Consider the following 24,745-nt stretch of genomic DNA (forward strand, 5'->3'; position numbering starts at 1 on the left):
CCAAATACAGCACCACTAAGCATTAAGAAGAAAAATAAATTATAACCGATTTTCATTTTAATTTTTTTTTGATTTTATCATTATACTCATTATTTAATATGTTTAAAATAATGAATTTATGAATCTTTCCATTTCGCGAAAATTTTACTCAATTAACGAACGTATTCTAGATTTCGTATAACAAAAAAGCTGCCAAAATGAATTCTGACAGCTTTTATTTTTAATGCGCAAGATTATAAAAACCTTGTTTGAAAACATATTTATTTACGCTTTTGCTGGGCTTGTTTTTGTTTTTCAGCTTGTTCCATCATTTCAGCCATTTTTTTCTGAAAACGATTTTCCTTTTTAGGCTGCTTCTTTTTTTCTTGAATCTGAGCATGAATTTTGTCTTCATCAAGAATAAAGTTTTTAATTACTAAAATAATTCCAATACTAATAACATTCGAAATAAAGTAATATAAACTTAAACCAGACGCATAGTTGTTAAAGAAAAACAACATCATTATTGGCGAGAAGTACATCATATACTTCATCATTTTTGCCATATCTGGCATCCCTTCCTGCTGTGGTTGGGCCTGCATATTTTGTCCTGTAGTTAATCGCATATAGAAGAAAATAGCAATTGACGCCAATATTGGGAATAAACTTACATGGTTTCCATAAAAAGGAATAGTAAACGGCAAGTTTGCAATAACATCGTACGATGATAAATCGTTAACCCAAAGGAAAGACTTCTGTCTTAAATCGAACGCCGATGGGAAAAACTGAAACAATGCATAAAACACCGGAAGCTGTATTAAAGCAGGTAAACATCCTGCCATAGGGCTTGCTCCTGCTTTAGTTTGTAGCGCCATAGTTTCTTGTTGCGCTTTCATTTTATTATCCTTATGCTTTTCGCGGATAGCGTCTAATTCTGGCTTTAAAACTTTCATTTTAGCCTGAGATAAAAACTGTTTGTATTGCACAAACGATAATAGGAATTTTACTAAAACGGTCATTACAACAATAGCAATACCAAAAGACATATAACTACCTAAGAAACCAAATAACGGCATAAAGATGAAACGGTTAATCCAACCAAAAAGCCCCCAACCAAATGGTACTAATTCATCTAAGTTTCTATCATATTTATTTAAAACTTTAAAATCACTTGGTCCATAGTACCAATCCATAGTTTGATTGAACTCACCACCTTGTAATTCTAAAGGAATTGTAGTTGCAAAACTTTTAGTAAATACGGTATCTATTTCCTCGTCTTTTACTAAATTTTCAGTTTTAACTTTTACATTTTTAAATTTGTTGTCTGTTAATAAAACCGAAGAAAAGAAATGTTGTTTATAACCAACCCAAGATACATCTTCAACATCGTCTTCGCCATCTCTTGTATAATCTGCCTTACCATCTTCGTAATCATAATGCACATCGGTATATCTATTTTCATAAGAAATACTTTTTGCATGCCTGAAACCTTTTAATTTCCAGTCTAAATTAATGGCCTGCGAACTATTAATAACATGGCTTAATCCTTGAGAACGAATAGCAAAATCTATCATATAGTCGCCCTCTTTAATCTCGTAACGGTATTCTAAAAACTGACTTTCTGAAACTTTAAGTTTCATTGAAACTACAGTAACATCTCCATTTTTTGTTACTTGAGGTACAAAAGGTAAATCTTTAGTGTTTAAAATTCTACTATCTGTAGTTCCGAAATTTATATTTAAGGATGCATTATTATCCTTAACCATATAGATTGGAATAGAATCGTAATCTACAAATTGTTTTAATCTTACTTCTGAAAGAAAACCACCTTTGTTGCTAAATTTAAGTGCAAACAAATCACTTTCAACAACCGTTTCTTTATCATTAGATTGTGCTGCAGAATAAGCAAATGCCCCTAACTTGTTTTTTAACTGAATCATTTGAAGCGAATCTACTCCAGAACCTACCGCGTAATCTGCTGCAGTGGTTACTAAAGTATCATCTTGAGCTTTTGCTTTTTGCTCTGCTTCAACCTGCTCTTGTTTTGCCTTTTCCTGAGCTTCTAATTCTTCTGGCGTTGGTTGATTTTGCCAAAGCATGTAGGCCAATATTCCGAAAATAAGCACAAAGCCAATAATCGAATTGATATCTAATTTCTTTTCTTCCATGTGATAATTATAGTGGATTTAGTTTATTGATTGATTTAATTCTATTCTATGAGATTTACATCTTCAAGAATCCGAAACTAGATATCAAATAACAATCCAATCTTACATTTGTGCCATACTGGCATTATTTACTCTTTTTTTTCTGATTTAAAGCAGCTTTAACGAAAGCCACAAACAAAGGATGCGGATTAGCAACAGTACTTTTATATTCTGGGTGGTATTGTACGCCAATAAACCAAGGGTGTTCAGGGACTTCAACAATTTCCACTAAACCGGTATCAGGATTTAATCCTGTTGCCAACATTCCTGCGGCCTCTATTCTATCTTTAAAAGCCCCATTAAATTCATAACGATGTCTATGACGCTCTGTTATGCTTTCAGCTTTATAAATATCTCGTACTTTACTTCCCATTTTTAGGTCGCATGCCCAAGCACCTAAACGCATTGTACCACCTTTATCGGTAATATTTTTTTGATCTTCCATTAAGCCAATTACTGGGTTATTGGTAGCCGTATCCATTTCAGTGGAAGCCGCATCTTTAATTCCCAATACATTTCTTGAAAATTCTATAACAGCCATTTGCATACCTAAACAAATTCCTAAAAACGGAATATTGTTTTCTCTTACATACTGCACCGCGTCTATTTTACCATCAATACCACGTTCACCAAAACCTGGGGCCACTAAAACGCCATCAAGATGACCTAATTTTAATTTGGCATTATCCTTATTTATATATTCTGAGTGTACTGATTCTACGTTTACCTTAACTTCATTTTCAGCTCCTGCATGAATAAACGCTTCTAAAATAGATTTATATGAATCTTGTAATTCTACATACTTACCAATTAAACCAATAGTCACCTCAGTTTTAGGGTTTTTATGACGAAGCACAAATTGATTCCATTGATTGATATCTGGTTTAGAACTTTTAAGCTTTAATTTTTCAAGTACCACTTTATCTAAGCCTTCTTCAAGCATTAAATTAGGTACATCGTATATCGTTGATGCATCAATAGATTGAATTACAGCCTCTTCTTTAACATTACAAAATAAAGCTAATTTGCGACGTAAGTCTTTTGGTAAGTTATGTTCAGTTCTACATACTAAAATATCGGCTTGAACACCACTTTCCATTAAGGTTTTTACACTATGTTGTGTAGGTTTAGTTTTTAACTCACCAGCAGCAGATAAATATGGCACAAGTGTTAAATGAATTACAATACCATTGTTTTCACCTAAATCCCAACGTAATTGACGCACAGCCTCAATATATGGTAGAGACTCAATATCACCAACAGTACCACCTATTTCCGTAATTACGATATCGTAATCACCAGATTTACCAAGCTTTTGAATACGCTCCTTTATCTCGTTAGTAATATGAGGAACGACTTGCACGGTTTTACCTAAAAACTCACCACGACGTTCCTTTTCTATAACACTTTGGTAAATTCTACCAGTAGTTACGTTATTAGCCTGACTTGTAGGTCGGTTTAAAAAACGTTCGTAATGTCCTAAATCTAAATCGGTTTCCGCTCCATCTTCAGTAACATAGCATTCGCCATGTTCATAAGGATTTAAAGTTCCTGGATCGACATTAATATAAGGATCTAATTTTTGAATGGTTACCCTATAGCCCTGAGCTTGAAGTAATTTAGCCAGAGATGCTGCTATGATACCTTTTCCTAGTGATGATGTAACCCCGCCGGTTACAAATATGTATTTTGCTGTAGTTGTCATGTTGCGCTTATAAACGCAGGCAAATTTACAAAATTAAAATAGTTATTTAAGTGGTACTTGTTAACAATTTTTCAAAGATTCAGGATTGATTTTATAGTTGATACACTTTAAATTATATTTTAATTCAACTAACTTCGTAAATATTAGATATAAACCTTTAAAACAACACCTTACCTACCTAATTGCTTTATTTTGAAAAACAATTATTTATTTTACAATTAAAAATAAGTGGAATACTATTATTTTTATAAAAATTCTTAAAAATGAAATACAAGATGAGAATCTTATTTTTTTGTTTACTGACATTGATTTTAAATTCTTGTCAGAACCAAAACCCAAATCTTAATAAATCAGGCGAAGACGAATTAAAGTCCTTAGAAGTTGAACAAACTTTAGATAAAGAACTCGTAAATTTTAAAGATCTTATTTATGTTCCCATTTACTCAGACATATATATTGACAACAATAATTCAGAACATTTACTTACTGCTACTTTAAGCGTAAGAAACACAAGTTTTAACGACACCTTATATATTTCTAAAATAGATTATTATAATACGGAGGGCATTTTGGTTAAAAACTATATAAATAATACCATCATTTTAAACCCCATGGCAACGATAAACTATGTAATAGAAAAAGAAGATACTAGTGGAGGCTCGGGTGCTAATTTTATTGTTCAGGTAAGTGCAAAAAACCGCAATACAAGACCACTAATTCAGGCTATTATGATTGGTCAATTTAACAATAAAAGCTTTTCATTTTCAACTGACGGCTATTCCATTAGTGGTAAAAACGGGACCGTTAAAACAGAAAAAAAATAGTAATTTAAAGGCTTATAATAAAGTAAACCCAGTATTACTAGACTTCAAGAACAGTTTCTTCTTGCTTTTGAAACACATAGGTTAGCAACCACATAATAGTAAAGGTTGGTATAATATCGAATCCTGGGATAATTTCTTCAATAAATGAAATGACACCTGCCACTTTACCTTTGGTCCCTTTATACATTTTACTCATTAAATAACCCGATGCTGGAGCCCAAATAATATCAATAAAAGTTAACATACCAATAGCATCAAATACTAAGCTAAGTCCGAGTTTTTTATATTTACTTAAGTTTTCTAAATTCATACTTATTTCTTTATTAAGAATATAGCAAGAAACATACCAAATTTTAAAAAAACTAACTACTTTCCAATAAGCTTTAAAAACTCATTTCTAGTTTCAATTTTTTCAAACTGACCTCGAAAACCTGAGGTGGTTGTAGTAGAATTTTGCTTTTGTACACCACGCATCATCATACACATATGCGATGCCTCAATAACCACAGCAACACCTTGTGGATTTAGCGTATCATTAATACAGTCTAATATTTGTTGAGTTAAGCGTTCTTGCACCTGCAAGCGTCTTGCAAACACATCAACAATTCTAGGCAATTTACTTAATCCTACAATTTGACCATTAGGGATATAAGCAATATGCACCTTACCAAAAAAAGGTAAAATATGATGTTCGCAAAGCGAATACAATTCAATATCTTTAACTATTACCATTTCATTATAAGACTCCTTAAACATGGCACCTTTAAGAATTTCAACCGGATCCTGCACATAACCTTGCGTTAAAAACTGCATTGCTTTTGCAGCTCGTTCTGGTGTTTTTAACAAACCATCACGACCAATATCTTCACCTAAATCTGTAATAATTTCTTGGTATTTACTTTTAACGTTTTCAGTAACATCATCACTGTACTCCTCAAAACTCTTATATGGCATAATTAATTTTATGTATTAACTCGAAATAATATTTAAATATAAGCATAAAATAGAATTCTCCATTAAAACTCCTATTAATAAAACATATTACTTAATAAACATTTGCTATAACGGTATTAAATAGTAATTTCACGTCTGTTATTTTTTTAAGATGATACAAGCAAAAAACATTCATAAATTCTATGGCGATTTACAAGTTTTAAACGGTGTTAATCTCCAAATTAAAAAAGGTGAAATAGTCTCTATTGTTGGAGCTTCGGGTGCTGGAAAAACCACACTCCTACATATTTTAGGGACTTTAGATAAAGCCTCGGTTAAATCAGATTCCGAATTACTAATTAACAACACCAATATAACAACACTTAAAGACAAAGCTTTAGCTAAATTTAGAAACGAACATATTGGCTTTATATTTCAATTTCATCAATTACTTCCAGAGTTTACAGCTATTGAAAATGTTTGTTTACCTGCATTTATAAAAGGCACAAAAAAGGCTGATGCCGAAAAACGCGCCAAAGAACTTTTGGACTTCTTAGGATTATCACACCGATACAATCATAAACCTAACGAACTTTCAGGAGGTGAGCAACAACGGGTAGCTGTAGCACGGGCATTAATTAATAATCCTGAATTAATTTTCGCCGATGAACCTTCGGGTAATTTAGATAGTGAATCTGCTGAGAATTTACACAACCTCTTTTTTAAACTTCGTGATGAATTTGGTCAAACCTTTGTAATTGTAACCCACAATGAAGACCTAGCAAATATGGCCGACAGAAAATTGGTAATGGTTGATGGAAATATATTAGACTAAGGCTTTTTATTAAACCCATACAATCCTATAATAGGCCCTATAGCCAGGACTAAAAACAGATACTTTGGCTCTACTTGGGTTTGTAAAACATTTAAAAGCTGAATACTTACAATAGTAATGGCAAAACCAATAGAATTTACAATGGTTAACGCGGTGCCTTTAGATTCGCCAACTACATTTTGAGCCACTAAGGTTGAAAACAATGGAGAATCTGCAATTACAACCACTCCCCAAAACATTAAAAACATTATAAAAGTAATTTCTGAAGTCAACATAAAAAACACTGGCGACACCAAACAACACAAGCAGGATAAAGCAAGCAACATACCCGCCACTTTTTTGGTGGCATAATGTTGCGATAAATAACCAGAGAATACACAGCCAAAACTACCAATAGCAATAATATAAAAACTATATAGCGGAATATTAATATCTATTGTATTATGAAAATTTGAATACGCCTTTAAAAACACTGGCACAAACGCCCAAAATGCGTATAACTCCCACATATGTCCAAAATAACCAAAGGCTGCACTTCTAAATTTTTTAATTTTAAAAACCTTATAACATATAGACACATCAAATTTCTGTAAGGTCTTTTTATACGGACCATCGGGAACTAGTAAAACCATTAAAACACCACCTAATATGGCTAATCCAGAAGTAAAATAAATCATATGTTCCCAGAAAAATAAACCTTGAGCACTTTTTAATACATGCGGAAAAGCAGTTCCTAAAACCAAGGCGCCAACTAAAAACCCTAATGATTTCCCTAAACCTTTCTCGAAATGATCGGATGCTATTTTCATGCCAACTGGGTATATACCTGCTAGAAAAAAGCCTGTATAAAAACGGAGCACTATTAAACTTAAAAGCGTGTGCGAACCAAAAACTATTAAAACATTAAAAAATGAAGCTACTACAGCACTAACAAAAAAAACTTTGGATGGCGAAAACCGATCGGCAATAGTTAAAATAGCGAATATAAAAGTGCCTATAATAAAACCGAATTGCAAAGCTGAAGTTAAATTTCCTAATGCCGAAGGGTTTAAATTAAAGTTAATTACCAAATCGCCAATAATAGCATTACCTACAAACCATAACGAGGTACAAAAAAATTGAGATAACCCAATTATGGGTAAAATTGCTTTTTTACTTGTCATTTATTGGGTGTTCTTTTTAATAATTTACTAAGTCTCTTATCTATTCAACTAATTACAATTATTTTTGTTGAATTATGAAAGAAAAACAAATAAAACTCAGTAAAGCTGAACTCAAAGAGTTTTTAGACGCCAAAGTTTTAGAATACAATAACCTTAGATTTATTGAAAGTGACCCTATACAAATACCACATAAATTCAGTAAAAAAGAAGATATTGAAATTTCAGGATTTCTAACTTCAACCATTGCATGGGGAAATCGGAAAAGTATTATTAATAACGCCAATAAGTTAATGGATTTACTTGACCAAGCCCCTTTCGACTTTGTTATTAATCATGAAGAAACCGATTTAGAACGACTAGCTCCTTTTGTACATCGTACTTTTAACGGACAAGACTGTACACAGTTTATAAAATCCTTACAACACATATATTTAAACCATGGTGGATTAGAATCTGTGTTTACAAAACATGCCCAGAAAGACTCTTTACAATTAGCTATATCGAAGTTTAAATCTATTTTTTTTGAAATTGAGCATTTACAGCGTACCGAAAAGCATGTTAGCGATCCATTAAAAAATTCGGCTGCAAAACGCATAAACATGTATTTACGTTGGATGGTACGAAACGACAAAACTGGTGTCGATTTTGGTATTTGGCATAGCCTTACTCCAGGTCAACTTTCTTGCCCTTTGGATGTACATTCTGGAAATGTAGCTAGAAAACTAGGATTATTAAAACGAAAGCAAAATGATGGTAAGGCTTTAGCTGAATTAGACACTTCTTTACGAAACCTAGATCCTAACGACCCCGTTAAATACGATTTTGCTTTATTTGGCCTAGGAGTATTTGAAGGTTTTTAACCTTTACAGCTTTCATTTCCTTATTTTCATAGAACATGAATTTAAGCAAACTAGCCCATTCCTTATAAGTAACACCATAAAATAAAAAAAACGGTTGACAAACCATAAGTTCACCAACCGTTTTAGCTTTATTACGCCATTTGCTTACCCTTTTAACCAGGCTTGTCGCAATGATTTTTGTGCCGCTGTAGCATTTGACTTTTCTATTAATGCTTTTCCTGCCGTATAGCCTTGGGTAGTTGTAGTTTTAATTATAACTTCTTCACCATCCCTGTCTAACACAACCTCGACATCTAGCCCTGGAGTCCAACCAAAAACCTGACCTAAAACTTGGTTTGCATTTTGTAATGTCACCTCGGTACCGTCTATAGATTTAATAATATCGTTTGGCTGCGCACCTTGTTCTTTCCAGAAGCTATTTTCTAATACGCTATCTACAAAAAAGATGCCTTTTGTTGGATCTCCACTTACTATTGGTGCGCCATTCAATAAAATATAATTAGCCTTAATTTGCGATTCTCCAATTTCTAAACCTACTTTATTAAAAAAAGTATTGTAATTAATTGGAATATCTCCTACTACGTGTGTGTTTAAAAATTCGCCCACAGATGGGTAGGTCATAGCTGTAATTTCGCTAATTAACTTATCATCCTCAAAAGGTTTATCCTTTCCATATTTATTCGATAATTCTTTCATTAAAGAAAGGATACCTCGATTTCCATTACTTTCTTCTCGCATTAAAATATCAATACACATCCCTATTAATGCTCCTTTTTGGTACACATTTAAATACTCATCTTTATATGGTGCTTTTAAGATATTTTCGCTCATAATAGTAAAACTCATAGCATCGTTTAAACGCTTAGAACCTTCTATTTTTTCCATTATTTTAATGTAAAATTCAGCCTCATCAACTAAACCTTGGTCTACTTGAAATAAGGTTGCAAAATACTCTGTAACGCCCTCGTACATCCATAAATGCTTAGAAAAAGTTGGGTTGTTATAATCGAAATAATGCACATCCTCAGAGTGTACACTTAATGGAGTTACAATATGAAAAAACTCGTGCGATACCACATCTGTCATGCTAGCAGCTATTGCAGCAGCATCCATAGATTCTGGTAATACAACCACAGTAGATGTATGGTGCTCTAATGCTCCAAATCCTTTTGGCGAGTCCTCTTTTCCTTCAGATAAATACAAATAGATATCGTATCTAGGGGTTGCATTTATATCGCCTAGGTATGTTTTTTGAGCCTGCATCATCTTATAAACCACGTCTTTAAGCGATTTAGCAGAATGCACATTATTAGGAGAATACACACTTAAAACAATTTTAATATCGCCAACCTGAAACTCCTCAACATCTAAATTTCCATACATCATTGGATTATCGGTTATATCAAAATATCTAGGTGCAAAATAACTGGTTGTCATTGTTTTGCCATCTTCGCTAATTTGAGAATTTACATTTTGCAATGCCGATGTGCGTTTAAAATCTGCCGCAGCAATAACATCTAACTTATATTGGTTATTTTTTAATGAATCAAAATACCCAATAAATCCGTGCAAGTTTAAAACATAATTATTAGGCTCTAAATTAGTTCCTGCTGGCGAAAACGGTGTGTCTTTTCCAATACCCCCATCTACCTCAATATCGTAAGTATCATTTACTAAATAGGTAATTTTATCTAATTGTTTTGCATTATCAATTGTCCACGTATTGGTATCAACTTTATTAACAGCCATTTCGTTTCCATTATAATCGAAGGCTTTAAAATCGTCTACATATTTACCAAAATCACTAACCGAATAGGTTCCTTGAATCACCCTTGGCAATCTATAAGTTACCGTTTGCGTAGTAAAACGACCTGGGTTAATGGTAACCGGTGCTTTATCATCAATAATGCTAGATAAATTTATTGAAGTTTCAATTGGTAAACTTGTTGCTAAATCGTTACTAACATTTTTAGTTGAACCACAGCCAACTAACACAGCACCAGCAAATAAAGCGAATAGTGTTTTTGTATACATTAAATTAATTTTTAAAGTTTTTTAATTGACCCGCAAATTACCATAATGTTACGGTCTCCTTTCTTAAGGTTTTGTTAAATTCGCAACATGCAAAAGTTACTAGTAAGTATATTAATTCCGTTTAAAAACACCGCGGAATTTTTAGGTGATTGTATTCAATCCGTTATAAACCAAACCTACACCAATTGGGAGCTTATTATTATTGACGACAACTCTACCGATGCAGGCTTTTCAATTGTAGAAAATTTTGCTAAAAAAGATAGCAGAGTTAAACTTTTTAAAAATCCAGGAAACGGCATTATTGAAGCTTTACAATTCGCTTTCTCACAAAGTGAAGGCGATTTAATTAGTAGAATGGATAGCGACGATATCATGAGACCTAACAAGTTAGAAATTATGGCTTCTAGTTTAATCCAGTGCGGAAAAGGTAATTTGGCTGTTGGTTTAGTGCATTATTTTGCTGAAGAAGGTATAAAAGCAGGGTATAAAAGTTATGAAATTTGGCTGAATGCTTTAACGGAGAAAGGCACTAATTATTCTGAAATTTACAAGGAATGTGTAATCCCATCGCCCTGTTGGATGTTGCATAGAGACGATTTTATAGCTTGTGATGCGTTTAACCCCAACAGATATCCTGAAGACTACGATTTAGCATTTCGGTTTTATAAACATGGTTTGACATGCATACCTTGTAATCTGGTATTACATGATTGGAGAGATTATAGTCATCGAACTTCCAGAACAGACGAGCATTATGCCGCAAATCATTTTATACCATTAAAACTAGATTATTTTTTAGAACTAGATTACAACCCTGAAAAAACACTTTTTGTTTGGGGCGCCGGAAATAAAGGTAAATTTATAGCCAAAACCCTTATTGAAAAACAAATCGATTTTGAGTGGATTTGCGATAACCCAAAAAAGATAGGCAAAGATATTTATGGCAAAATATTAAGACCTTTTAAGGATTTAGAAACCATAAAAAATACCCAAAGTATCATTACTGTTGCTAATAAAGAAGCACAATTAGAAATAAGAAGTTATTTAAATGCTTTAAAATTAAAGTCTGTAGTAGATTATGTGTTCTTCTGCTGAATAACACTCAAGATTAAAAACACTAAATTCCTAAAAGCACGTTTATAAATTCAAATGCATTTTCTATATTTGGGCAATCTAAAACAATATGCAGTTTAAACACCCCGAACTTCTTTACGCTTTATTTTTACTGCTCATCCCTATTATTGTTCATTTATTTCAGTTACGAAAGTTTCAAAAAGTCGAATTTACCAATGTAGCTTTTTTAAAGGAAGCTACTTTACAAACTCGTAAAAGTTCGCAAATAAAAAAGTGGTTAACGCTGTTAACACGCTTATTACTTTTAGCAGCATTAGTTTTTGCTTTCGCGCAGCCTTTTTCATCAAAATCTGATGCCTTTAAAAAAGAAAAAGAAACCATAATTTATTTAGATAATTCGTTTAGTATGCAAGCTAAAGGCACGCATGGCGAATTACTAAAACGTGCGGTGCAAGATATAATAACTCAGGTGCCAGAAAACGAAACCATTTCGCTTTTTACTAACGATGCTGTTTTTAAAAACACCACCATAAAAGCTATAAAAAACGATTTACTTAAACTTGATTATTCAACAAATCAATTAACTATACAAGCTGCATTATTAAAAAGTAAAACGTTTTTAAGTAAAAAAACTAACACTTTAAATAATATTGTTTTAATAACTGATTTTCAAAACAATACACCATTATTAAAAACAAAAAAAGATTCGTTAATTAACGTGAATCTTGTTAAACTTAGTCCTGTTAACACGAATAATATTTCGGTTGATAGTCTTTTCATTTCTGAAACCACTCCAACAGCTTTTGCCTTAAAAGTAATTCTTAAAAACAGTGGGACTGAAATTGATAATTTACCGGTTTCATTGTATAACAATAACAAGCTAGTTGCTAAAACTTCGGTAGCAATTCAACAAGAATCCGAAGCTTTATTTTCACTTCCTGTTAATCAAATCATCAATGGAAAAATAACCATTAACGATGCTAATTTACAATTTGATAATAGCCTTTATTTCAACATTAATAAACCATCAAAAATTAATGTTTTAAGTATAAATGGCACAACCGATTCATTTTTAAAACGCATTTATACACCTGCGGAATTCAACTTTTTAGCCACTTCAGAAAATCAATTAAACTATAACTTAATTGACAACCAACACCTTATTATTCTTAACGAATTAAAAACAATTCCCGTAGCCTTAAATGCAGCTTTAAAACAATTTACTTCACAAGGTGGGTCGGTTATAATTATTCCATCGCAAAGTATTAATCTGGCGTCTTACAATCCATTATTAGCCAATTTTAGTAGCGGGTTTAATACTGTTATCCATGCCGAAAAACGCATTACAACTATAAATTACTCACATCCATTGTACAGCAATGGGGTTTTTGAAAAACAAGTTAAAAACTTTCAATACCCTAAAGTTAATAGCTTCTATCCTTTTACAACCAATCAATTAGCATCGGTATTAAATTTTGAAGATGGCAACCTTTTTTTAGGACAGTTTAAAAATGCTTATATATTTTCTTCGGCTTTAAATAAAGACAATTCAAGTTTTAAAAATTTACCTTTAATTGTACCAACGTTATACAATATCGGCAAGCAAAGTTTTAAAATTCCTGAATTATATTATACCATTGGACAAGAAAACACATTTGATGTCGATACCAAAATGCAACAAGACCAGGTGCTTTCATTGCAGAAAGACGGCATTAGCATTATACCCAAACAACAATATTTTAATAATAAAGTAGTGATTAATACTTTTGATGAACCATCAGAAGCTGGGATTTATGCATTAATCACTAAAAACGATACTTTAAAAAAACTGAGTTATAATTTTAACCGAAGCGAAAGTAATTTAAATTACAATGATCTTTCGGCTTTAAAACATGTAACCGTTAGCGATTCCATTACCGAGATTTTCGATACTATAAAAAGTGACACAAAAATTAACGCGCTATGGAAATGGTTTGTTATTTTTGCACTAGCGTTATTGATTATTGAAATGCTCATATTAAAATTCTTTAAATGAACATACTTATAAAATCTGCCACAATCATAGATTCTAAAAGCGAGTTTCACAACACAACTCAGGATTTATTAATTGAAAACGGTAAGATTACTAAGATTTCCACCAGCATAGAAAACCCTAAAAATTACAAAGAAATTAATTTCGAGAATCTGCATGTTTCTCAAGGTTGGTTTGATAGTAGTGTAAGTTTTGGCGAACCTGGTTACGAGGAGCGAGAAACCATACAAAACGGTTTAAAAACTGCCGGACTCTCTGGTTTTACTAGTGTGGCTATAAATGCCAACTCCAACCCAGTAATAGATTCTAATGCGAACATTACATTTTTAAACTCTAAAGCAAACAACCACGCGGTTAGCTTATTACCCATAGGCGCACTAACAGTAGGAAGTTTAGGAACAGACATCGCAGAACTTTACGATATGCGTACTGCAGGTGCCGTGGCATTTTACGATTATAAAAAACCTATCTCCAACCCTAACCTTATGAAAATTGCACTGCAATATGCTAGTAATTTTAATGGTTTGGTATGCTCATTTCCACAAGAAAACAAAATTTCTGGACTTGGTGTTGTAAACGAAAACATTACAAGCACCCGATTAGGTTTAAAAGGCATACCTGCATTAGCGGAAGAGTTGCAAGTAGCCAGAGATTTATTTTTACTAGAATATACTGGCGGAAAATTACACATCCCAACCATATCCACTGCAAAATCTGTAGAATTAATTAGGGCAGCTAAACACAAAAAATTAGACGTTACCTGTAGCGTAGCCATACATAACCTTTATTTTTCTGATGCCGTTTTAACCGATTTCGATACCAACTACAAGGTGTTACCACCACTAAGAACACAACCTGATATTGATGCTTTAATAGCCGGTGTAAAAGATGGTACCATCGATATGGTTACTACCGACCACACTCCTATTGATATTGAAGAAAAAAAGATAGAATTCGATCATGCCAACTACGGCACTATTGGTTTAGAAAGTGCCTTTGGAGCCTTACAAAGGCTATTTACTACAAAAAAGACTATTGAGGTATTAACCAAAGGTAAAGCTAGATTTGGAGCCGAAGCACAACCTATTGCCATTGGCAATATGGCTAACATAACGCTTTTTAATCCTGAACCTAAATATACCTTCTCGAAACAAGATATCGTATCGAAATCTAAAAACGCCATTTTTGAAAACGAAACCTTAAAAGGCCACGTTTTTGGTATTATTGCAAACAATCAAAAGGTTTTAAAATCATAACATGACAGAACAAGATATTAATAAAGGGCGCCAAAACGCCATAATAAGTTACATTACCATTTTTGGTGTTATTATAGCCTATTACTTAAATAACGAAGAGCATAATAAAAGTACTTTTGCTAGTTTTCACATTAGACAATCGTTAGGCCTTTGGCTTACTTTTTTTGCCTTAGGATACATAATTGGTAATTTTGATAGTTGGCTGGTAACGTCATCTTTTTACTTGTTCTTTGCTGTACTATTTATTTATGGATTCTCCAACGCTATTGCACGAAAAGCACAAACTGTACCACTTGTAGGTAACTTATACCAACGTATTTTTTCTAACTTAGGATCTTAAACACCAGTACTCAATTCCTAAGAATAGAAAACGAAACTTCACTTATTAGTGATAAACGCCAAACATTAAAACATGCCGAATCCATCCCTTTCCTTACAACACATAGTTCGAGAATCTAGTTTAACCGAAAATGCACCATTATTAATCTTGTTGCATGGTTATGGAAGCGATGAAAATGATTTATTTTCATTTGCTGCCGAATTACCAAAAGAACTTTTTATTATATCGGTAAAAGCACCTTACCCAATGCAACCTTACGGCAATGCTTGGTATGCTATTAATTTTGATGAAAACAAAGGAAAATGGAATGATAATGACGAAGCGATAGCCTCTAGAGATTTAATAGCTAAATTTATAGACGAGGCCATTGCCACTTACCCCATTAATAAAAATAACGTGTCGCTTTTAGGTTTTAGCCAAGGCTCAATTCTAAGTTACGCTGTAGCATTAACCTACCCTGAAAAGATTAAAAATGTAGTAGCACTTAGCGGCTATATTAATAAAGATATTTTCCCTGCAGATATGGACACAAAAAACTACGCAAGTTTAGATTTTTACTGCTCTCACGGAAGCGTAGACCAAGTAATCCCTGTAGATTGGGCAAGACTTACACCGCCATTTTTAGAGGCTTTAAACATAAAACACAGCTACTCTGAATTTCCTGTTGGCCACGGTGTCGCACCTCAAAACTTTTACGAATTAAAAGCATGGTTGGAAACTCGTATTTAAGGCAAATTTCCACCTAATTATAAAGAAACGAAATTGGTTGTTATTTTATAATGACTCCACTTGTGCTACCTTTTATTCTGTAAGAAAAATTAATAATATTTACGAGTTGTACTTAATGCGAACTAACAAAATGGAAATACCTAAATTTCACGAAACATTTACACTAAACTTAAAACTATCTATTTACCATGATAGAATTAAATAAAATATTTTTTTAAGTCGATTTCTTTTTCTTATTTCTATCATATCTTCCAAATAGAAAAGTTAAAAATGGCAGAATAATGGTACCCATGGCCCATTCAGTATTTTCTATGAAATGAGTTTTTAAATTTGTTAAAAATCGATATGACCTTATTTTTACCTTTATATTATATGCTTTCGACAAGCTGTAATTACGAACATCATTCTCATCATAATAGAACACCTTAAGTACCAGCTTTTGATTTGGTTCTGGATCTATTGGCTTTACTTCCCAGTGCCAACCTTCCATACTAGGATTAACCTTTTGTTTATTTGAGCTATGCATCTTTCTTATTTCAAAGCTTTTGTTACTAGCTTCATCCAACTCTAACTCAATTAGATTATAATAATTTATCTCACGGACAAGAATTGAGTCATTCTTTAATTTATTTACATCTACAGCTTCATCCAATTCCACTATTTTGTTGATGAGAATAGATTTAGCTTCGTCATTTGAGATAACATCAGCAATTAAACCTATAACACTGTATGATTCTAAATAATCCATTTGTTTCGGACAATGGAATGCCAATCTTCCCTCATTAAGACTATAATTTATAGGGTCAACCTCTCCTTTAGAAATCATTGAATCAAACAATTGTTCTTGTTGAAAAGTTTCTTCTTTAAGAGAGTTAATTAGTTGTTGTCCTCTTTCATAATTACTTTCCATTTCATTTTTACTATATTCCAGTTCCGAATAAATTTCATGCAAATCATGTATTGTAGCGTTTTTGTCCTGAATACTCTTTTGCATAGAAAGCATTTCATTTGCCACTAATTTATTTTGAGTTTCAAGCAACATATTAATTTTCAACAATGAGTCGACTTTTCCAATAGAATATTCTTGATTCGAATTCTTCTCATTTAGCAACATGCTACAATTTTTAAGCTTTTGATTGACTTCATCTATTGATTTTTTCGAAGCACATCTTGATAATGTAAAAAAAATTACAAGCAACAATAAGTATTGTGAAAATTTAGAGATAATCATTATAATAGAATTTAGAAGTTACAAGAAATGTTTTCAAAATTAGAAACATCTCACTTTTCTTAATTACTATTAATTAAATATTTAAGGAAGAATTAGTAATATACAAAAAATCTTTCATGTTCTAAAAATTGTTAAGAATAGGATTATTCCTAAATGAAAATATAATTGTAGTAGTTTAACTTTTAATAGCAGTAAAATTGAAATCTTTTCCCCTTTATATAAGCAAAACATCTAATGCTAAACACCAACCCAAGTAAACAATTCCTGTTAGGGATTGAAGTGAAAAACCCACAGCCTGACCAAGAAAATGCGAGGACTTGCAACCTTTAGAATGCGCTCAAGACAGCCTTCAAACCCAACCACCTGTTATGAGCAGAGCTGAAGGGTGCGGTAAACTGCCTGCCGGCAGGCAGGCGCCCAAAAAAATTTTAAAAATCTAGTTTGCGACTTCGCTAATAAATTTAATGCGGTATAAACGGAGTTCTTCATCGTCGTAATCGCCATCAAATTCCTCGATAGCTAAACCAATACTATCGGTTTCAGACTCCATGAAATACTCGTGGATTTCCTCTTGCTGGTCTTCGTCAAGAATATCGTTTAGCCAATAATCTATATTTAGCTTGGTTCCCGAAAACACAATAGCTTCCATCTCTTTTATAAACTCTGACATAGACATGCCTTTAGATGACGAAATATCGTCCAATGGCAGTTTCCTGTCTATATTTTGGATAATGAATAGCTTATTTGCAGAATTGGTTCCAGTAGATTTTACAACTAAATCGTCTGGTCGTGTAATATCATTTTCTTCTACATATTTTTCAATAAAGGCTACAAAATCTTTTCCGTATTTTTTAGCTTTCCCTTCCCCAACACCATGAACATTGGCCAACTCACTTAATTTAATTGGATATTTTAATGCCATATCCTCCAACGAAGGGTCTTGAAATATTACAAACGGTGGAACACCTAATTTTTTAGCATTCTTTTTACGTAAATCCTTTAACATGCCCATTAATAATGGATCGGCTACAGCCCCACCTCCTTTTTGAGCGGTAATAATAGTGCCATCTTCTTGCTCGCCCTCAAATATATGGTCTTCGGTCATCATAAAAGACTCTGGCTTTTTAGGGAACGCCCTACCCGATTCTGTTAATTTTATAACGCCGTAAGTTTCTATATCTTTTTTAAGATATCCTGCCACCAAAACCTGCCTTAATAAGGCCATCCAATATTTATTGTCTTTATGTTTTCCAGCACCAAAAAAGGGCTGCTCGTTTGTTTTATGAGAGTTAATTAAGGCGTTTTCCTTTCCTATTACAACGTTTACTAAATCTTTAGACTTGTACTTTTCGTTTGTATTAGCAATGATCTCCAATAATAACTTGACATCATTTTTAGCCTCCACTTGCTTTTTAGGATGCCTAACATTATCATCCATTTCCCCACCTTCACCAGTTTCATTATCAAACTCTTCACCAAAATAATGAAGTATAAATTTTCGTCTGGAGATTGATGTTTCGGCAAAAGCAACAACTTCTTGCAGTAAGGCTTGCCCAATTTCTTGTTCGGCAACAGGTTTTCCGGACATGAATTTTTCTAATTTTTCAATATCTTTATAAGCGTAATATGCTAAACAATGCCCTTCGCCACCATCACGTCCTGCACGCCCTGTTTCTTGGTAATAACTTTCAATACTTTTTGGTATATCATGATGGATTACAAAACGCACATCTGGTTTATCAATACCCATACCAAAGGCAATGGTAGCCACAACCACATCGACATCTTCCATAAGAAATTTATCTTGATGACTAGAACGCGTTTTAGCATCTAAACCCGCATGATAAGGCACAGCATTTACACCATTTACTTGAAGTACTTGTGCTAATTCCTCAACACGTTTTCTACTTAAACAATATACAATACCCGATTTACCTTCGTTCTTTTTAATGAATCGAATAATATCGACATCTACATTTTTTGTTTTAGGCCGTACTTCGTAATATAAATTAGGTCTATTAAAAGATGCCTTAAATGTTTTAGCATTTCCAATCCCTAAATTTTTAATAATATCTTCTTGAACTTTAGGCGTTGCCGTAGCAGTAAGCCCTATAATTGGAATGTTATCGCCAATACGCTTAATAATATGGCGTAGGTTTCTATATTCTGGTCTGAAATCATGTCCCCACTCACTAATACAGTGCGCTTCATCAATAGCTAAGAAAGAAATTTTTACGGTTCTTAAAAACTCGACATTCTCTTCTTTTGTTAAGGATTCTGGAGCGACATACAACAATTTAGTAATGCCATTAACAATATCTTCTTTAACCTGCTTTATTTCGGTTTTATTTAAAGAAGAATTTAGCACATGTGCTACACCATTTTCTTTTGAAACACCTCTAATGGCATCTACTTGGTTTTTCATCAATGCAATTAATGGAGAAACCACAATAGCGGTACCTTCTTGCATTAAAGCTGGTAATTGATAACATAATGATTTTCCTCCGCCTGTAGGCATTATTACGAATGTGTGTTGACCGGCTAATAAACTCTCGATAACACCTTCTTGAAGCCCTTTGAACTTACTAAACCCAAAATATTTTTTTAGAGCAGCATGCAAGTCATTTTTTGATATTGACATGAATTGTTTTAAAATTATTGTTTAATTATAAGTCTAATATTGAACAGAAATCATGATTATATAATTTCGTAAAACATTTAGAGAACCCTCATATTTTTTTTCGTTAGTTTTGTAACCAAATTCTAAATTACAACAAAAAATCAATTTGAAGCACACTAAAGATACTAAAATCTTTAAAAATCAAATCAAAAAACAATAAATTTTGAAAGACAAAAATGCCATTATTAAGATTGCTAAGCAAACAATTGAAATGGAAAGTAAGGCTATTTTAAACTTATCCAACTTAATAACAAATGATTTTGCAGAGGCTATACAACTCATTTACAAATCAAAAGGGCGCGTAATTATAACAGGCATAGGTAAGAGCGCTATCATAGCAAGTAAGATTGTAGCTACCTTAAATTCTACCGGAACACCGTCAATTTTTATGCATGCTGCAGATGCCATTCATGGAGATTTAGGGTTAATTCTTAAGGATGATGTAGTCATTTGCATATCTAAAAGTGGGAATACTCCTGAAATAAAAGTACTTGTGCCGTTAATAAAAAGTGCAAATAACAAAATGATTGCTATAACTGGCAATCCGGATTCCTTTTTAGGGCAACATGCTAACTATATTTTGAATGCTTTTGTTGAAAAAGAAGCTTGCCCAAATAACCTAGCGCCCACAACAAGTACCACCGCACAGCTTGTAATTGGCGATGCCCTTGCTGTTTGTTTATTGGAATTGCGTGGATTTTCTAGTAACGATTTTGCCAAATACCACCCTGGTGGCGCTTTAGGTAAAAAATTATACCTACGTGTCCAAGATATTAGTTCGGTAAACTTAAAGCCCAAAGTTGCTCCAGACACTAATATTAAAAATGTTATTATTGAAATAACCGAAAAAATGTTAGGTGTTACTGCGGTTGTCGAAAACGATAAAATTATTGGTATTATTACAGATGGTGATTTACGTAGAATGTTAAGCAGAGTTGATGATTTTTCTGGATTAACAGCTAAAGATATTATGGGGAAAAATCCAAAGCGTATTCAAGCCGAAGCCATGGCTATTGATGCTTTAGAACTTATGGAAAATAACGATATTTCCCAACTACTCGTTGAAGAAAACGGCAAATATGCAGGTATAGTGCATTTACACGATTTAATTAAAGAAGGAATTATATAATGGCGAAAAAAGATATAAATGAGATGTCTTTTTTAGACCATCTTGAAGATTTACGTTGGCACCTAATAAGAATCTGTTTAGCCGTAATAATTGTAGCTACACTAGTATTTATTTTTAGCAGATTTGTTTTCGACAATATCATTTTTGCTCCATTAGATATGGGGTTTCCAACGTATAGCATGTTATGTGACACCGCCAACTTTTTTGGAATGGACACCACATTTTGTGCTAAAGAAATGCCCATGATTTTGCAAAACAGAACCATGGCAGGACAGTTTTCTGCCGATATTTGGACCGCTATTTTAGGTGGTTTTATTATTGCGTTTCCTTATGTAATTTATCAGCTTTGGAAATTTGTAAGCCCTGGTTTACATAGCAATGAACGAAAACATTCGCGTGGCTTCATTATAATCTCATCGCTTTTATTTTTTATAGGAGTTCTTTTTGGATATTATATTGTAACGCCGTTATCGCTTAACTTTTTAGCTAACTATAGTATATCGACTCGTGTAGATAACCAAATTGACATAAGTTCTTATATTGCCTTGGTAAGGTCTTCTGCCCTAGCCTCTGGCCTTATTTTTGAATTACCTATTATCATTTACTTTTTAACTAAAATTGGATTGGTAACGCCTCAAATATTAAGGAAATACAGAAAATATGCTTTGGTAATTGTACTTATATTATCGGCCATTATTACCCCTCCAGATATTGCAAGTCAAGTAATAGTAGCTATTCCAATTTTAATATTATATCAAGTAAGTATTTATATTTCTAAAATTGTAATTAGAAACCAGAAGATAAAGGAAAAGCAAATGGCTAAATAAACCTAAAACGTTTATTGTGATTGACGGTCAGTTCGAGTGATTCCTTTTTTTTTCGGAATAGTTCCTAAACCAGATTTTAAGTCAAAAAATGCATTACAGTAATTAAAGATTTAATCATGACGTTATCATAGTTGTATATGATTTTACTATTTTTAGCGTTCAGTATATAAAAAATATGATTTTAAGAGCCGAAAATTTAATGAAGTCCTACAGCGGACGAAAAGTAGTAAAAGATGTTTCTCTTGAAGTAAACCAAGGTGAAATTGTTGGTCTTTTAGGGCCTAACGGTGCTGGAAAAACAACATCCTTTTACATGATTGTTGGTTTAATAAAGCCAAATGGAGGTCATATATTTTTAGATAATACTGAAATTACAAAATACCCAATGTACAAACGTGCACAAAATGGTATTGGATATTTGGCTCAAGAAGCCTCTGTATTTAGAAAATTAAGTATTGAAGATAACATTTTAAGTGTGCTACAACTTACTAAACTGAGTAAAAAGGAGCAGCTTATGAAAATGGAGTCACTAATTGATGAATTTAGTTTGGGCCATATTAGAAAAAGTCGTGGCGATTTATTATCTGGTGGTGAACGCCGTAGAACAGAAATTGCACGCGCCTTAGCAACCGACCCTAATTTTATTCTTTTAGATGAACCTTTTGCAGGGGTTGACCCTGTTGCGGTTGAAGATATTCAGCGTATTGTGGCACAATTGACAAAAAAGAATATTGGTATCTTAATTACCGATCATAACGTTCAAGAAACGCTAGCTATTACCGATAGAACTTACTTAATGTTTGAAGGTAGCATCCTTAAAGCCGGTGAACCTGAAGATTTAGCTAACGATGACATGGTACGAAAGGTGTATTTAGGTCAGAATTTCGAATTACGTAAAAAGAAAATTCGCGAGTAAAACACGAAACATCTCTATTAGTTTCCTTCATTATTTACAATAAAAAGGAATTCTCTTTTCTTATTAACTAACCAAATTTAATTAGTATTTGGTTTACTTTGAATCGTATATAATGCTATTCACAGCTTCACACACCCTAATTTTATTAGAGCTCAATAGTTACATCAAAAATAATTATAACAAAGAAAAAAGCATTTGTATGACGTATATATGAAAACATATATCAAGCTATTAAAAAATGGGCTGCAACTTGAATTCCGAAGTGCCAATAACCAACTAGAAAGGATGCTAAAATAAAGCTAAATGGACACCTAAAAAATGGCAATAAAAAAAATTACTTCTTCTTAAAAATTAACTTTTTTATACCCAAAACAATTTTAGCAAGAAGAAAAGCTGCTAAACCCACTAATAATCCGACTATAAAATCTCTAATAAAACTTGGTATCGTTTCTAAAAAATGGTGTAAAAAATCAATATTATGAACAAAAATACCACCTGCAACCAATAATAAAGCTATAGTTCCTATTACAGATAAACTGCGTATTACCCATGGTAAGGTATTAATTAACAGTTTCCCGAACATATTAGATAAACTTTTTTTGTTATCATTTAACTTAACCAATTTTAAACCAAAATCGTCCATTCTAACAATTAACGCAACAATACCATAAACACCAATGGTTGCAATAATTGCTACGATAGACACAACAATAATTTGAAACAAAATAGGTTTACCAATAACGGTCCCTAGCGCAATAATTACAATTTCAACGGAAAGGATAAAATCTGTAAAAATAGCCGATTTAACTTTCATTTTTTCTGCAAGCATCATGTCTTCTTCAGATAAGTCAATCTGTTCTACGACCTTTTCAACTATATCGTCTTTCTTTCCTGGTACAAAAAAATGAAATATTTTTTCAAATCCCTCAAAAGCCAAATAAATACCGCCTAAAATTAATGCCAATGTAACAGCCCATGGTGCAAATGCACTTAATAAAAAAGCAATGGGAAGTATAATGAGTTTGTTTAAAGCAGAGCCTTTAGTAATGGCCCAAAGCACAGGTAATTCTCTTGATGCTAAAAACCCAGTAGCTTTTTCCGCATTTACAGCTAAATCATCACCCAATATACCAGCTGTTTTTTTTGTTGAGATCTTGCTCATCACTACAACATCATCCATTAGCGCTGCGATATCATCAAATAATGCAAAAAATCCTGAAGCCATTGTATAGTATGTTTTTATTTAGAAGTTAAATTGTCTAAAACAGACATTATAATATAAAGTAAAATGATTATTGGAATGGCTGCAAATTGTAAAACAATCAAAAGTACAGCGCATAAAATTATAAAAATGTATCGTGTAGCATTGCCTTTAAAGCCATAACTTTTAAATTTTAGCGCAAATAATTTAATTCCTGAATTTAGTAAGTAACAGCTTAAAAAAGTGAGACCTAACAAAAACCACTTATTAAGAATAATAGTATTTATAGCGTCGTTATTCTGAAACTCAATAATTAAAGGCAATGCTATTATTAATAAAGCATTTGCAGGAGTTGGCAAACCTTTAAAATAGGTTTGTTGATCTTCGTCTATATTAAATTTTGCTAACCTATATGCTGATGCTAGTGTAATTAAAAGCCCAAACAAAGGCAGTATTGGTAAACTAAAATCAACGCCATAGGAATTTGCTTCCCAATTATTGCCATGAGTTAAATCGGCATCAATAGTTAAATATAAAAGTTTATACATAATAACCCCAGGAACCAAACCACTAGTTACCATATCGGCTAATGAATCTAATTGTAAACCTAACTCACTTTGTACATTAAGCTTTCTTGCTACAAAACCGTCAAAAAAATCAAAAAACACACCAAGAAACACAAAAATAGCAGCAGTTACAAAATTGTTATTAAGGGCTAAAATTACTGCTATACTACCACATAATAAATTTAATAATGTAAGTGCATTAGGTATCTGTTTTTTCATGTTTA

The 24,745-nt window shown here is 32.7% G+C and carries 21 protein-coding genes; 11 read left to right on the top strand and 10 right to left on the bottom strand.

Annotated elements, in window-relative coordinates; all coding sequences use genetic code 11:
* Positions 1–260 precede the first annotated feature (260 nt).
* Together yidC and ABJM36_RS05925 are read right to left on the bottom strand one after the other, a co-directional pair.
* The gene (gene yidC / locus ABJM36_RS05920) at positions 261–2,147 is read right to left on the bottom strand and encodes a membrane protein insertase YidC (protein ID WP_348450177.1); all 1,887 of its coding nucleotides are present in this window, start codon (positions 2,145–2,147) and stop codon (positions 261–263) included.
* Between the two features lie 124 nt (positions 2,148–2,271).
* A complete protein-coding gene (locus ABJM36_RS05925) occupies positions 2,272–3,891 on the bottom strand; it encodes a CTP synthase (protein ID WP_348450179.1) in 1,620 nt (539 codons plus the stop codon).
* 275 nt (positions 3,892–4,166) lie between these two features.
* On the opposite strand from ABJM36_RS05925, the gene ABJM36_RS05930 reads away from it, so the two are divergent.
* Positions 4,167–4,715, top strand: coding sequence for a DUF3124 domain-containing protein (locus ABJM36_RS05930; protein ID WP_348450181.1), 549 nt, complete (start codon positions 4,167–4,169; stop codon positions 4,713–4,715).
* A gap of 37 nt (positions 4,716–4,752) precedes the next feature.
* Here ABJM36_RS05930 and ABJM36_RS05935 read toward each other — a convergent pair whose 3' ends face one another.
* Both ABJM36_RS05935 and folE read right to left on the bottom strand, forming a co-directional pair.
* A complete protein-coding gene (locus ABJM36_RS05935) occupies positions 4,753–5,025 on the bottom strand; it encodes a hypothetical protein (protein ID WP_348450183.1) in 273 nt (90 codons plus the stop codon).
* 56 nt (positions 5,026–5,081) lie between these two features.
* Positions 5,082–5,669 (bottom strand): GTP cyclohydrolase I FolE, encoded by a 588-nt coding sequence (folE, locus tag ABJM36_RS05940; RefSeq protein ID WP_348450185.1) that lies wholly within the window; start codon positions 5,667–5,669, stop codon positions 5,082–5,084.
* A 151-nt stretch (positions 5,670–5,820) separates the two neighbouring features.
* Between folE and ABJM36_RS05945 the strand changes: the two genes are divergently transcribed.
* Entirely contained in the window at positions 5,821–6,483 is a 663-nt protein-coding gene (locus tag ABJM36_RS05945) for an ABC transporter ATP-binding protein (RefSeq protein ID WP_348450187.1), read from the top strand.
* Here ABJM36_RS05945 and ABJM36_RS05950 read toward each other — a convergent pair.
* Positions 6,480–7,646 (bottom strand): MFS transporter, encoded by a 1,167-nt coding sequence (locus tag ABJM36_RS05950; RefSeq protein WP_348450190.1) that lies wholly within the window; start codon positions 7,644–7,646, stop codon positions 6,480–6,482. The two genes, ABJM36_RS05945 and ABJM36_RS05950, sit on opposite strands and share 4 nt — an antisense overlap.
* A 74-nt stretch (positions 7,647–7,720) precedes the next feature.
* On the opposite strand from ABJM36_RS05950, the gene ABJM36_RS05955 reads away from it, so the two are divergent.
* On the top strand, positions 7,721–8,506 hold the full coding sequence (locus ABJM36_RS05955) for a TIGR02757 family protein (RefSeq protein ID WP_348450192.1): 786 nt from the start codon (positions 7,721–7,723) through the stop codon (positions 8,504–8,506).
* A 144-nt stretch (positions 8,507–8,650) separates the two neighbouring features.
* Here the strand turns inward: ABJM36_RS05955 and ABJM36_RS05960 are convergent, their stop codons facing one another.
* Entirely contained in the window at positions 8,651–10,540 is a 1,890-nt protein-coding gene (locus tag ABJM36_RS05960; protein ID WP_348450194.1) for a peptidase M61, read from the bottom strand.
* An 87-nt stretch (positions 10,541–10,627) separates the two neighbouring features.
* Here ABJM36_RS05960 and ABJM36_RS05965 point away from each other — a divergent pair, with 87 nt between their 5' ends.
* The 5 genes from ABJM36_RS05965 (at position 10,628) to ABJM36_RS05985 (ending at position 15,971) form a co-directional block, all read left to right on the top strand.
* Positions 10,628–11,635, top strand: a complete 1,008-nt coding sequence (locus ABJM36_RS05965; RefSeq protein ID WP_348450196.1) for a glycosyltransferase family 2 protein — start codon at positions 10,628–10,630, stop codon at positions 11,633–11,635.
* Positions 11,636–11,723: 88 nt separating this feature from the next.
* Positions 11,724–13,649: a BatA domain-containing protein gene (locus ABJM36_RS05970; protein WP_348450198.1), complete on the top strand. Its 1,926-nt coding sequence runs from the start codon at positions 11,724–11,726 to the stop codon at positions 13,647–13,649.
* The gene (locus ABJM36_RS05975; RefSeq protein ID WP_348450200.1) at positions 13,646–14,902 is read left to right on the top strand and encodes a dihydroorotase; all 1,257 of its coding nucleotides are present in this window, start codon (positions 13,646–13,648) and stop codon (positions 14,900–14,902) included. Before ABJM36_RS05970 ends, ABJM36_RS05975 begins: the two co-directional genes overlap by 4 nt.
* A 1-nt stretch (position 14,903) precedes the next feature.
* A complete protein-coding gene (locus tag ABJM36_RS05980; RefSeq protein WP_348450202.1) occupies positions 14,904–15,242 on the top strand; it encodes a hypothetical protein in 339 nt (112 codons plus the stop codon).
* A gap of 72 nt (positions 15,243–15,314) precedes the next feature.
* The gene (locus ABJM36_RS05985; RefSeq protein WP_348450204.1) at positions 15,315–15,971 is read left to right on the top strand and encodes an alpha/beta fold hydrolase; all 657 of its coding nucleotides are present in this window, start codon (positions 15,315–15,317) and stop codon (positions 15,969–15,971) included.
* A gap of 214 nt (positions 15,972–16,185) precedes the next feature.
* On the opposite strand, the gene ABJM36_RS05990 is transcribed toward ABJM36_RS05985, so the two are convergent.
* Positions 16,186–17,202 carry a hypothetical protein gene (locus ABJM36_RS05990; RefSeq protein ID WP_348450206.1) on the bottom strand — a complete coding sequence of 339 codons (1,017 nt, stop codon included), beginning with the start codon at positions 17,200–17,202 and terminating at the stop codon, positions 16,186–16,188.
* Between the two features lie 436 nt (positions 17,203–17,638).
* Complete coding sequence (locus ABJM36_RS05995) at positions 17,639–19,843, bottom strand: RecQ family ATP-dependent DNA helicase (RefSeq protein WP_348450208.1); 2,205 nt, start codon at positions 19,841–19,843, stop codon at positions 17,639–17,641.
* A 202-nt stretch (positions 19,844–20,045) separates the two neighbouring features.
* Here ABJM36_RS05995 and ABJM36_RS06000 point away from each other — a divergent pair, with 202 nt between their 5' ends.
* The 3 genes from ABJM36_RS06000 to lptB all read left to right on the top strand — a co-directional run bounded on the left by ABJM36_RS06000 (position 20,046) and on the right by lptB (position 22,754).
* Complete coding sequence (locus ABJM36_RS06000) at positions 20,046–21,011, top strand: KpsF/GutQ family sugar-phosphate isomerase (protein ID WP_348450210.1); 966 nt, start codon at positions 20,046–20,048, stop codon at positions 21,009–21,011.
* Entirely contained in the window at positions 21,011–21,838 is an 828-nt protein-coding gene (gene tatC / locus ABJM36_RS06005; RefSeq protein ID WP_348450212.1) for a twin-arginine translocase subunit TatC, read from the top strand. Before ABJM36_RS06000 ends, tatC begins: the two co-directional genes overlap by 1 nt.
* A 175-nt stretch (positions 21,839–22,013) precedes the next feature.
* Entirely contained in the window at positions 22,014–22,754 is a 741-nt protein-coding gene (gene lptB, locus ABJM36_RS06010; RefSeq protein WP_348450214.1) for an LPS export ABC transporter ATP-binding protein, read from the top strand.
* Between the two features lie 334 nt (positions 22,755–23,088).
* Here the strand turns inward: lptB and ABJM36_RS06015 are convergent, their stop codons facing one another.
* Both ABJM36_RS06015 and ABJM36_RS06020 read right to left on the bottom strand, forming a co-directional pair.
* On the bottom strand, positions 23,089–23,979 hold the full coding sequence (locus tag ABJM36_RS06015) for a DUF808 domain-containing protein (RefSeq protein ID WP_348450216.1): 891 nt from the start codon (positions 23,977–23,979) through the stop codon (positions 23,089–23,091).
* 14 nt (positions 23,980–23,993) lie between these two features.
* The gene (locus ABJM36_RS06020; RefSeq protein ID WP_348450218.1) at positions 23,994–24,740 is read right to left on the bottom strand and encodes a CDP-alcohol phosphatidyltransferase family protein; all 747 of its coding nucleotides are present in this window, start codon (positions 24,738–24,740) and stop codon (positions 23,994–23,996) included.
* Positions 24,741–24,745: the final 5 nt, after the last annotated feature.

The organism is Algibacter sp., from assembly GCF_039977455.1.
In the GTDB taxonomy this organism is placed as follows: Bacteria; Bacteroidota; Bacteroidia; order Flavobacteriales; family Flavobacteriaceae; genus Algibacter_B.

Bases quoted from the DNA above. Each gene is read 5' to 3' on its own strand.
- yidC (WP_348450177.1), bottom strand. From the start codon at position 2,147: ATGGAAGAAAAGAAATTAGATATCAATTCGATTATTGGCTTTGTGCTT.
- ABJM36_RS05925 (WP_348450179.1), bottom strand. From the start codon at position 3,891: ATGACAACTACAGCAAAATACATATTTGTAACCGGCGGGGTTACATCA.
- ABJM36_RS05930 (WP_348450181.1), top strand. From the start codon at position 4,167: ATGAGAATCTTATTTTTTTGTTTACTGACATTGATTTTAAATTCTTGT.
- ABJM36_RS05935 (WP_348450183.1), bottom strand. From the start codon at position 5,025: ATGAATTTAGAAAACTTAAGTAAATATAAAAAACTCGGACTTAGCTTA.
- folE (WP_348450185.1), bottom strand. From the start codon at position 5,669: ATGCCATATAAGAGTTTTGAGGAGTACAGTGATGATGTTACTGAAAAC.
- ABJM36_RS05945 (WP_348450187.1), top strand. From the start codon at position 5,821: ATGATACAAGCAAAAAACATTCATAAATTCTATGGCGATTTACAAGTT.
- ABJM36_RS05950 (WP_348450190.1), bottom strand. From the start codon at position 7,646: ATGACAAGTAAAAAAGCAATTTTACCCATAATTGGGTTATCTCAATTT.
- ABJM36_RS05955 (WP_348450192.1), top strand. From the start codon at position 7,721: ATGAAAGAAAAACAAATAAAACTCAGTAAAGCTGAACTCAAAGAGTTT.
- ABJM36_RS05960 (WP_348450194.1), bottom strand. From the start codon at position 10,540: ATGTATACAAAAACACTATTCGCTTTATTTGCTGGTGCTGTGTTAGTT.
- ABJM36_RS05965 (WP_348450196.1), top strand. From the start codon at position 10,628: ATGCAAAAGTTACTAGTAAGTATATTAATTCCGTTTAAAAACACCGCG.
- ABJM36_RS05970 (WP_348450198.1), top strand. From the start codon at position 11,724: ATGCAGTTTAAACACCCCGAACTTCTTTACGCTTTATTTTTACTGCTC.
- ABJM36_RS05975 (WP_348450200.1), top strand. From the start codon at position 13,646: ATGAACATACTTATAAAATCTGCCACAATCATAGATTCTAAAAGCGAG.
- ABJM36_RS05980 (WP_348450202.1), top strand. From the start codon at position 14,904: ATGACAGAACAAGATATTAATAAAGGGCGCCAAAACGCCATAATAAGT.
- ABJM36_RS05985 (WP_348450204.1), top strand. From the start codon at position 15,315: ATGCCGAATCCATCCCTTTCCTTACAACACATAGTTCGAGAATCTAGT.
- ABJM36_RS05990 (WP_348450206.1), bottom strand. From the start codon at position 17,202: ATGATTATCTCTAAATTTTCACAATACTTATTGTTGCTTGTAATTTTT.
- ABJM36_RS05995 (WP_348450208.1), bottom strand. From the start codon at position 19,843: ATGTCAATATCAAAAAATGACTTGCATGCTGCTCTAAAAAAATATTTT.
- tatC (WP_348450212.1), top strand. From the start codon at position 21,011: ATGGCGAAAAAAGATATAAATGAGATGTCTTTTTTAGACCATCTTGAA.
- lptB (WP_348450214.1), top strand. From the start codon at position 22,014: ATGATTTTAAGAGCCGAAAATTTAATGAAGTCCTACAGCGGACGAAAA.
- ABJM36_RS06015 (WP_348450216.1), bottom strand. From the start codon at position 23,979: ATGGCTTCAGGATTTTTTGCATTATTTGATGATATCGCAGCGCTAATG.
- ABJM36_RS06020 (WP_348450218.1), bottom strand. From the start codon at position 24,740: ATGAAAAAACAGATACCTAATGCACTTACATTATTAAATTTATTATGT.